The sequence below is a fragment of the Herbaspirillum sp. UBA812 genome, from assembly GCF_002296545.1.
Classification (GTDB): Bacteria; Pseudomonadota; Gammaproteobacteria; order Burkholderiales; family Burkholderiaceae_D; genus Herbaspirillum; species Herbaspirillum huttiense.
In genome coordinates this window covers 1-9,029 of the sequence record NZ_DBIC01000340.1, presented here as the reverse complement: position 1 = coordinate 9,029, position 9,029 = coordinate 1, and the positions used below count along the sequence as shown (strand labels likewise).

Sequence of the window (9,029 nt, the reverse complement as noted above, 5' to 3'; positions counted from 1 at the left end):
AGAAGGAAGAACCCGCTGCCGCCGCGCCCGCTGCTGCGCCGGCTGCTGCTGCACCGGCGGCTGATCCGCTGAAGGTCGCCTTCGTCTACATCGGCCCGGTGGGCGACGCCGGCTGGACCTTCGCGCATGACAAGGGCCGCAAGGCTGTCGAAGAAAAATTCGGCGACAAGGTCAAGACCACCTTCGTGGAAAACATTCCTGAATCCGCAGCGGATGCCGAGCGCGTCTTCCGCCAGCTGGCCACTGATGGCAACAAGCTGATCTTCGGCACCACCTTCGGCTACATGGAAGCCATGCTCAAGGTCGCCAAGGAATTCCCGGATGTGAAGTTCGAACACGCCACCGGCTTCAAGACCGCCGACAACCTGGCGCAATACGACGTGCGCACCTATGAAGGCGCTTACCTGGCTGGAGTGGTCGCAGGCAAGATGAGCAAGTCCGGCAAGCTGGGCGTGGTGGCCTCGGTGCCAATTCCCGAAGTGATCCGCAACATCGACTCCTTCACCCTGGGTGCGCGTTCGGTCAATCCGAAGGCCACCACCGCCGTGGTATGGGTCAACAAGTGGTTCGATCCGGGCAAGGAACGTGAAGCCGCCACCACCCTGATCGGCCAGGGCGTGGACGTGCTGATGCAAAACACCGACTCCGCAGCCGTGGTGCAGACCGCGCAGGAAAAGGGCGTGTATGCCTTCGGCTGGGACAGCGACATGACCAGCTTCGGCCCCAAGGCGCACCTGGCTGCCTCCATGATCAACTGGGGCGTGTACTACACCGCACGCGTGCAAGCCGTGCTGGATGGCTCCTGGAAGAGCAGCACCAGCTGGATCGGCCTGAAGGAAAACGGCATCGACCTGGCCGCCTTCAATCCTGAACTGCCGGCCGACGTGAAGTCGCTGGTGGAAGAGCGCAAGAAGGGCATCGTCGACGGCTCGGCCCCGATCTGGAAGGGTCCGATCAAGGACAACGCCGGCAAGGAAGTGCTGGGCAAGGACGCCGTTGCGGATGACGGCTTCCTGCATGGCATCAAGTTCTACGTCGAGGGCGTGGACGGCAAGGTACCGGGCTGATTTTTCGGCTTGCCCCCGGCGCTGCTGTCAGGCGGCCGGGGCGGACTTGATGAAGACCGCTGGCATCGCGAGGTGCTGGCGGTTTTTTATTGGGGGTCACGCAGTGATGCGCTCGATCACCGGACGGGCCAGCTTGCCGGCCTCGTACAGGTCATACTGCAATTGCATCCCGGCCCAGAGTTCGGGACTGGTGCCGAACGCCGCCGCCAGGCGATAGGCCATGTCCGGCGAAATGCCGGCGGCACCATTGACCATGCGCTGCAGCGTGACACGGGCGACGCCCAGACGCATGGCTGCTTCCGTGACGGTCATCTCACCCAGATATTCCCTCAGGACCTCGCCCGGGTGCGGCGGGTTGAACATGCGCGTCATGACTGACCTCCGTTGATTTGGATTGGTGATAGTCGCATTGACGCTTGTTCTCGCGATAGATGTATCTTGTACCGCCACTCTTTACAAAACAGCTGTCGGCTGTCCCGCCGCACTGGCTTTTTGCCATAAATATTTGACAAATCGACGGCACCCGCGGCGCTCCCTCCTTGCCTGCCGAAAACCCCCGCTCCACCGCTTTCGCAGCCGCATCCAGCCTGTATAATGCACAGCCAAACCGGGTGGAAAGCCTGCATATTTCTTCACTTTCCGCCGCCTTGAACTACAGGATTTATGCAAAAAACGCGCAAACCGATCGAAATCAAAATTTCCACTGTAGTTGCCATTTCGGCAATCCTGCATGAAACCGATCCGACTTCGCTGGAAAAAGCCCTGAAGGAAATGACTGGCGGCGTCGCCGATTTCTTCGAAGACGAATTCGCGGTACTGGACATCGGCACCCTGGATGCAGCGGCCGCTGCGGCCATCGACTGGAGCGCCGTGGTGGCCCTGTTCAAGCGCTTCCGCTTGAATACCGTGGCCGTGCGCAATGCGCCGGAAGAGTTGCACAGCGGCATCGTCGCCCAGGGCCTGGCCATCGACAATTCGGCCGTGGCCGGTGCCGGCACCGCCAATGCACGTGCGCAGGAGGCGGCAGCCCAGCAAGCCGAGCCGGCACCGACACCGGTAGCCGCCCCCGCAGCACCGGCCGCTCCCGCTGCGCCCGCTCCCCAGTCCGCCCCGGCCCCGGTGGCCAACACCGTGGTCATTGACACCCCGGTGCGCGCCGGCCAGCGCATCTATGCGCGCGGTGCCGACCTGGTGGTGCTGGCCGTGGTCAACAACGGTGCCGAGCTGATCGCCGATGGCTGCATCCACGTCTATGCACCGCTGCGCGGCCGTGCCCTGGCCGGTGCCTCGGGCAATACGAGCGCGCGCATCTTCGCCGCTTCACTGGAAGCGGAACTGGTTTCCATTGCGGGGGTCTATCGGACCTTCGAGAACGGTCATGCGCCCGAACTCGCCGGCAAGCAGGTGCAGGTGCGCCTGCAGGGCGAACGCATCGACGTGCTGCCGATGGCGGCATCGTAAGGCTGCGGCGTAAATCATTTAAACGAATCCAGCCGGAACCGCCGGCGTACTGTTCTTCTTAAGGAGTTTTTCGTGGCAAAAATCATCGTTGTGACTTCGGGTAAGGGCGGCGTCGGCAAAACGACGTCCAGCGCCAGTTTCGCATCGGGCCTGGCCATGCGCGGCCACAAGACGGCCGTGATCGACTTCGACGTCGGTCTGCGCAACCTGGACCTGATCATGGGCTGCGAGCGCCGCGTGGTCTACGACCTGATCAACGTGATCAACAAGGAAGCCACCCTGAACCAGGCCCTGATCAAGGACAAACACTGCGACAACCTGTTCATCCTGCCGGCCTCGCAAACCCGCGACAAGGACGCCCTGACCGAAGAAGGCGTGGAGCGTGTCCTGAACGACCTCTCCAAGATGGACTTCGAATACATCATCTGCGACTCCCCGGCCGGCATCCCGCACGGTGCGGTGATGGCGCTGACCTTTGCCGACGAAGCCGTGGTGGTCTCCAACCCGGAAGTGTCGTCGGTGCGTGACTCGGACCGCATCCTCGGCATCATCCAGGCCAAGTCGCGCCGCGCCTCCTCGGGCGGCGAGCCGGTCAAGGAACACCTGCTCATCACCCGCTATTCGCCCAAGCGCGTGGAAGACGGCGAGATGCTGTCCTATACGGATGTGCAGGAAATCCTGCGCATTCCCCTGATCGGCATCATCCCCGAATCGGAAACCGTGCTGCAGGCCTCCAACCAGGGCTCCCCCGCCATCCACATGAAGGACAGCGACGTGGCCCAGGCCTACCAGGACGTGGTATCGCGCTTCCTCGGCGAGACCGTCGAGCTGCGTTTCACCACCTACGAAAAGCCGGGCTTCCTGCAGCGCATCTTCGGAGGTAAGTGACATGTCCCTGCTTTCTTTCCTGTTCCCCAGCAAGCCCAAAAGTGCGGTGGCGGCGAAGGAGCGGCTGCAGATCATCATCGCCCGCGAGCGTTCCAACGGCCGCCAGGGCCCGGACTTCCTGCCGGCCCTGCACAAGGAACTCATCGAGGTCATCTCCAAGTACACCAAGGTCAACGCCGACGACATCAAGATCTCGCTGGACCGCCAAGGCAACCTGGAAGTGCTGGATGTGAACGTGGTGCTGCCTGACAGCGACGTACCGGCTGCCTGAGCACGCACGCCGCACTCTGCATGAAGAAAAGGGCAGCTTCGGCTGCCCTTTTTGCCAATACGGTCCACCACACCCGGGCTCTGCGCGTTGACTGCCTTTACTGCTGCCCTGAACTGATGCAATGAAAATCGGGATCCTTTCCAAAGACGCCGATACCGTGACCCTGGTCACGCAGCTGGCCGATCGCCATGACTGCCAGGTCTACAGCGGCGTCGAAGGCTTTGCCGCCGCCTGTGCCGACCGCGCCAACCTGGTCGTGCTGGATCTGGACGACCTGCAGCGGCATCAGCATGCGGTCACCATGCTGGTCCAGCAGCACCGTCCGCCGGCGGCCTCCAAGGCGCGGCCGGTGGTGTTGCTGCTGTGCACGCCGGCCCATCAGCATTGGCTGCGCAACCTGCGCATGGCGGGTGCAGATGATTTCCTGGTCAAGCCGGTGGACCGCCAGGAACTGGCCCTGCGGCTGGACTTGCTGCTGCTGGCCGCGCAGCCCTACGAAGCCCCGCCCAGTGTGGTGGAAGCCGGCGGCTTCATGGTTGACCTGGCGCGCCTGCGCATCACCCATCCCGAGCGGCCCGGCCTGGATGCCACGCTGACCCGCAAGGAAGTCGAACTGGCGCTGCTGTTCATGCAGCACCTGGGACGCCCGCTGTCGCGCGCCTTCCTGCAGGAACGCATCTGGGGGGCCGAACCAGACACCCCGACCCGCACCATCGATACCCACGTCTCGCGCATCCGCACCAAGCTCAAGCTGCATCCCGGCAATGGCTACCAGCTGGCCACTGTCTATGGCTACGGCTACCAGCTGGAGCGGCTGGAATAACACGCAGTGAACCTTCGCGCAGGCCAGCCGGCGAGTGTTGCATCGGCACCCCGGCCATCTGCGCCAAGCCTGATCCATGTCAGGGACATATACCGATTATCAGGTGCCGTCCCAACCCGAGTGTGGGCAAAGAGTATAATTATTCCCAAAACCGGGGCCGAATCTGTCTGATTTTGTACGAATTGCATTGTTTCGTACGCTTTTCATTCAGTTTCACAGCCATAGAAGTGCAATTTCCCAGCTCATCGGCACTGCTGCCTTATAGTCGATTCCTCCATGCATTTGCTCGCCGTCGGACTCAACCACACTACCGCGCCGGTCTCGCTGCGCGAGAAAGTGGCATTCCCCGCTGACCAGATCGGTCAGGCGGTGGCGTCCGCGCGTGCGTGGTTCGGCGGCAATGACAAGATCGTGGCCTCGGGCGAAGCCGCCATCCTCTCCACCTGCAACCGCACCGAGCTGTATGCCGCTGCGGCCGCCGGGCAAGACGGGGTGGAATTCGCCATCGACCGTACCGCGCAGTTCCTGGCCGAGTATCATCACATTCCCTACGCCGACCTGCGTCCCTACCTGTATTCGCTGCCGCAGGACAATGCCGTGCGCCATGCCTTCCGCGTCGCCTCCGGGCTGGACTCGATGGTACTGGGCGAACCGCAGATCCTGGGCCAGATGAAGGATGCAGTACGCCAGGCCGATGCCGCCGGTGGCCTGGGCACCTATCTGCACCAGCTGTTCCAGCGCACCTTCGCGGTGGCCAAGGAAGTGCGCAGCACCACCGAAATCGGCGCGCACAGCGTCTCGATGGCCGCCGCTGCCGTGCGCCTGTCGCAGCGCATCTTCGATTCGATCTCCGGCCAGAACGTGCTCTTCATCGGCGCGGGCGAGATGATCGAACTGTGCGCCACGCACTTCGCGGCCCAGAATCCCAAGACCCTGACGGTGGCCAACCGCACCATGGAGCGCGGCGGAACCCTGGCCCATCGCTTCAGCGGCCGTGCCATCCGCCTGGCCGACCTGCCGGCGCAGCTGGCCAGCTTCGACATCGTGGTCTCCTGTACCGCCTCGCAGCTGCCCATCATCGGCCTGGGGCTGGTGGAACGGGCCGTCAAGGCACGCCGCCACAAACCCATCTTCATGGTCGACCTGGCCGTGCCGCGCGATATCGAGGCTGAAGTGGGCCGCCTGGATGACGTTTTCCTCTACACCGTGGACGACCTGGCCTCGGTGGTGCAAAGCGGCGTCGAAAACCGCCAGGCGGCGGTCGCCCAGGCCGAAGCCATCATCGAAACCCGGGTGCAATCCTTCATGCACTGGATCGACAGCCGCGCCATGGTGCCGCTGATCCAGGACCTGCATGAAACCGGCGAGGCCCTGCGCCTGGCCGAACTGGAACGCGCACGCCGCATGCTGGCCAAGGGCGAGGATGTGGAAGCGGTGCTGGACGCCCTCTCCAAGGGCCTGACCGCCAAGTTCCTGCACGGCCCGCAACAGGCCCTGCATCACGCCCAGGGCGAACAGCGCAGCCAACTGGTCTCGCTGCTGCCGCAACTGTTCCGCGCCAAGCGTTAGCGCCTCTCCCGCCGCGCTGGCCGCTGCCTGCGGCTGGCACCCTCGCGCCGTCGCCGACGGCTGCCGTCGTCCCCCTCATTGCTGACCGATACTGACTTCCCGACCACATGAAACCCTCAATGCTCGCCAAACTCGACCAGCTCGCCGAACGGCTGGAAGAGCTCAACAGCCTGCTGGCCCAGGAAGATGCCACGTCCAGCATGGACAACTTCCGCAAGATGACCCGCGAACACGCCGAACTGGGCCCGCTGGTGGCGCTGTACCACGACTATGTGCAGGCCAGTGAAGATATCCGCACCGCCGGCGAGCTGCTGTCGGACCCCGACATGAAGGCTTTCGCCCAGGAAGAAATCGATGGCGCCAAGGCCCGCATGGAGGCGCTGGAGCTGGATCTGCAGAAGATGCTGCTGCCCAAGGATCCCAATGATGAACGAAACATCTTCCTGGAAATCCGCGCCGGAACGGGAGGTGACGAATCGGCCCTGTTCGCCGGCGACCTACTGCGCATGTACACCCGCTATGCCGAACGCCAGCGCTGGCAGGTGGAGATCGTCTCGGCCTCCGAATCGGAACTGGGCGGCTACAAGGAAGTGATCGCCCGCATCGCCGGCTTCGGCGCCTACTCGCGCCTGAAGTTCGAATCCGGCGGCCACCGCGTGCAGCGCGTGCCGGCCACCGAGACCCAGGGCCGCATCCACACCTCCGCCTGCACGGTGGCCGTGATGCCTGAAGCCGATGAAGTCGAGGATGTGGACATGAACCCGGCCGACCTGCGCATCGATACCTATCGCGCCTCCGGGGCCGGGGGACAGCACATCAACAAGACCGACTCGGCCGTGCGCATCACGCACTTGCCGACCGGCATCGTGGTGGAATGCCAGGACGACCGCAGCCAGCACAAGAACAAGGCGCAGGCCATGAAAGTGCTGGCGGCACGGATCAAGGACGTGCAATTGCGCGAGCAGCAATCCAAGGAAGCCGCCACCCGCAAGTCCTTGATCGGCTCGGGCGACCGCAGCGAGCGCATCCGCACCTACAACTTCCCGCAGGGGCGCATGACCGACCACCGCATCAACCTGACGCTCTACAAGCTCGATTTCATCATGGATGGCGACCTGGACGAACTGACCAATGCCCTCATCACCGAGCACCAGGCTGAACTGCTGGCCCAGCTGGGCGACGACTGAGGCCACCGGAACCAAGCCGGAGGGATGGGTTCAGAGTGCCTTTGCCGCCGGTTTGCCTGTGCGGGCAGCATGCACGCAGGCCCGGACTTCTCTACAATCGCGTCATGGCAAAAAAGCCGCCGGATAATCCCTGCGGCCCTGCCCATCGAACTGCCCCGGCGCTGTCCCCCTCCATTAATGAATCACTGAACCCTCAACCATGAAATCATCCAAAGCGGTTTTCCTGCTGGTGGCGCTGGTCTGCGCTGCCCTGCTGGGCGTTGCCATGTACCTGCAGATCGTCGAAGAAATGCAGCCCTGCCCGCTGTGCGTGATCCAGCGCTACATGTTCGTGCTGGTCGGCGCCTTCGCCCTGATCGGCGCACTGATGCCCGAAGCCGCCCGCCGCGGCAGCGCCGGCCTGGGCCTGCTGGCCGCGCTGGCTGGCGCCGGCACCGCGATCTGGCATCTGTACGTGAAGGCGCATCCGGGCGTCTCCTGCACCACCGATCCGCTGGAAACGGCGCTCAACCAGCTGCCCACGGCCAAGCTGTGGCCGCAGATGTTCACGGCCGATGGATTCTGCTCGGCCCCCTGGCCGCCAGTGTTTGGCCTGCAGATCCCGACCTGGTCGCTGATCTGGTTCGGCGTGCTGGCCCTGGTGCTGGCCGTGCAATTGTTCAAGCGCGCCCCGCGCACCACCATCTGGAAGTGATGGAGCCGCTCTCCAGCTATGCCGGCTGCACGCTGGCCACCGTATTGAAGACGGCGCCGCTGGACCCGCTGGAGAACCGCATCCTGCTGTGCCACGCGCTGCGCATGACGCGCGTGCAACTGATCACGCAATCCGAACGGCGGCTCGATGCCGCTGAATCGGCCAGCCTTGTAGCCCTCTACGCCCGTCGCCTGCGCGGCGAGCCGATTGCCTACATCATCGGCCAGCGCGAATTCTATGGACTGGATTTGCGCGTGACGCCGGATGTATTGATCCCCCGGCCCGATACCGAGCTGCTGGTGGAACTGGCCATGGAAAGATTGCCGCAAGGCGCGGCCCTGCTGGACATGGGGACCGGTTCGGGGGCGATTGCCATCGCCATCGCCCATACGCGGCCCGATGCGGTGGTGACGGCACTGGATGCCAGCGCTGCTGCACTGGCTATCGCACGCGAAAATGCCACGGCCAACCAGGTCCGCGTCACGCTGCTGGAAAGCGACTGGTACGCCGCCCTGCCCGAGGATCAGCGCTTTGCGGTGATCGCCTCCAACCCGCCTTATATCGTCGCAGGAGATGTGCATCTCTCCCAGGGCGACCTGCGCTTCGAACCGATCGATGCGCTCACCGATCACGCTGATGGCCTGACCGACCTGCGCAGCATCATCGACGGCGCACCGGGGCACCTGCTGCCCGGCGGCTGGCTGCTGATGGAACATGGTTACGACCAGGCCGCTGCGGTGCGTGGACTGCTCTCCGGCACCGGCTTCAAGGAAGTCCAGAGCTGGCGCGACCTCGCCGGTATCGAACGGGTCAGCGGCGGCCGCCTGGGCTGATCCGCTGACCGTTTCCGACTTTCCTCCCGCTCTCTCAGGCCGCCCGCTTGCCGCCTCCTTGCGGCGAGTGCGGCTGCTGCGAGGATCCCTGTTCGAGCTGTGCCAGCAAAGCGGCCTGTTTCTGCATGGCCGCTTTCAGATGGCGTTCCTTCACGTGGCCATAGCCGCGAATCTCTTCCGGAATGCGGGCCACGGCGACCACCTGTTCCAGGTTCTCTGGCGTGAGCTTTGCCAGC

11 protein-coding genes are annotated in these 9,029 nt (G+C 63.9%); 9 read left to right on the top strand and 2 right to left on the bottom strand.

Features of this window, described 5'->3' with window-relative positions; translation table 11 throughout:
* Positions 1-1,067: BMP family ABC transporter substrate-binding protein (locus B3873_RS22920; RefSeq protein ID WP_286869245.1), on the top strand; the 1,067-nt coding region annotated here is incomplete at its 5' end.
* A 96-nt stretch (positions 1,068-1,163) separates the two neighbouring features.
* Here the strand turns inward: B3873_RS22920 and B3873_RS22915 are convergent.
* Positions 1,164-1,439, bottom strand: coding sequence for a HigA family addiction module antitoxin (locus B3873_RS22915; protein ID WP_286869244.1), 276 nt, complete (start codon positions 1,437-1,439; stop codon positions 1,164-1,166).
* A 291-nt stretch (positions 1,440-1,730) separates the two neighbouring features.
* Between B3873_RS22915 and minC the strand changes: the two genes are divergently transcribed.
* From minC to prmC, 8 genes are all read left to right on the top strand, one after another.
* On the top strand, positions 1,731-2,528 hold the full coding sequence (gene minC, locus B3873_RS22910) for a septum site-determining protein MinC (RefSeq protein ID WP_209532540.1): 798 nt from the start codon (positions 1,731-1,733) through the stop codon (positions 2,526-2,528).
* Positions 2,529-2,600: 72 nt separating this feature from the next.
* Positions 2,601-3,416: a septum site-determining protein MinD gene (gene minD / locus B3873_RS22905; protein ID WP_286869243.1), complete on the top strand. Its 816-nt coding sequence runs from the start codon at positions 2,601-2,603 to the stop codon at positions 3,414-3,416.
* Position 3,417: 1 nt separating this feature from the next.
* A complete protein-coding gene (minE, locus tag B3873_RS22900; RefSeq protein WP_006465131.1) occupies positions 3,418-3,687 on the top strand; it encodes a cell division topological specificity factor MinE in 270 nt (89 codons plus the stop codon).
* A 121-nt stretch (positions 3,688-3,808) separates the two neighbouring features.
* Positions 3,809-4,510 carry a response regulator transcription factor gene (locus tag B3873_RS22895; RefSeq protein WP_134223565.1) on the top strand — a complete coding sequence of 234 codons (702 nt, stop codon included), beginning with the start codon at positions 3,809-3,811 and terminating at the stop codon, positions 4,508-4,510.
* 276 nt (positions 4,511-4,786) lie between these two features.
* Positions 4,787-6,079 carry a glutamyl-tRNA reductase gene (hemA, locus tag B3873_RS22890; protein ID WP_286869242.1) on the top strand — a complete coding sequence of 431 codons (1,293 nt, stop codon included), beginning with the start codon at positions 4,787-4,789 and terminating at the stop codon, positions 6,077-6,079.
* Between the two features lie 107 nt (positions 6,080-6,186).
* Entirely contained in the window at positions 6,187-7,266 is a 1,080-nt protein-coding gene (gene prfA / locus B3873_RS22885; protein ID WP_286869240.1) for a peptide chain release factor 1, read from the top strand.
* A 199-nt stretch (positions 7,267-7,465) separates the two neighbouring features.
* Entirely contained in the window at positions 7,466-7,960 is a 495-nt protein-coding gene (locus B3873_RS22880; protein WP_034331943.1) for a disulfide bond formation protein B, read from the top strand.
* On the top strand, positions 7,960-8,793 hold the full coding sequence (gene prmC / locus B3873_RS22875) for a peptide chain release factor N(5)-glutamine methyltransferase (RefSeq protein ID WP_286869238.1): 834 nt from the start codon (positions 7,960-7,962) through the stop codon (positions 8,791-8,793). The genes B3873_RS22880 and prmC overlap by 1 nt, the downstream gene beginning before the upstream one ends.
* A gap of 34 nt (positions 8,794-8,827) precedes the next feature.
* Here prmC and B3873_RS22870 read toward each other — a convergent pair.
* Positions 8,828-9,029 (bottom strand): DUF6537 domain-containing protein (locus B3873_RS22870; RefSeq protein ID WP_286869237.1); only part of this gene is annotated, 202 nt, incomplete at its 5' end.

Bases quoted from the DNA above. Each gene is read 5' to 3' on its own strand.
- B3873_RS22915 (WP_286869244.1), bottom strand. From the start codon at position 1,439: ATGACGCGCATGTTCAACCCGCCGCACCCGGGCGAGGTCCTGAGGGAA.
- B3873_RS22895 (WP_134223565.1), top strand. From the start codon at position 3,809: ATGAAAATCGGGATCCTTTCCAAAGACGCCGATACCGTGACCCTGGTC.
- prfA (WP_286869240.1), top strand. From the start codon at position 6,187: ATGAAACCCTCAATGCTCGCCAAACTCGACCAGCTCGCCGAACGGCTG.
- minC (WP_209532540.1), top strand. From the start codon at position 1,731: ATGCAAAAAACGCGCAAACCGATCGAAATCAAAATTTCCACTGTAGTT.
- B3873_RS22880 (WP_034331943.1), top strand. From the start codon at position 7,466: ATGAAATCATCCAAAGCGGTTTTCCTGCTGGTGGCGCTGGTCTGCGCT.
- hemA (WP_286869242.1), top strand. From the start codon at position 4,787: ATGCATTTGCTCGCCGTCGGACTCAACCACACTACCGCGCCGGTCTCG.
- prmC (WP_286869238.1), top strand. From the start codon at position 7,960: ATGGAGCCGCTCTCCAGCTATGCCGGCTGCACGCTGGCCACCGTATTG.
- minE (WP_006465131.1), top strand. From the start codon at position 3,418: ATGTCCCTGCTTTCTTTCCTGTTCCCCAGCAAGCCCAAAAGTGCGGTG.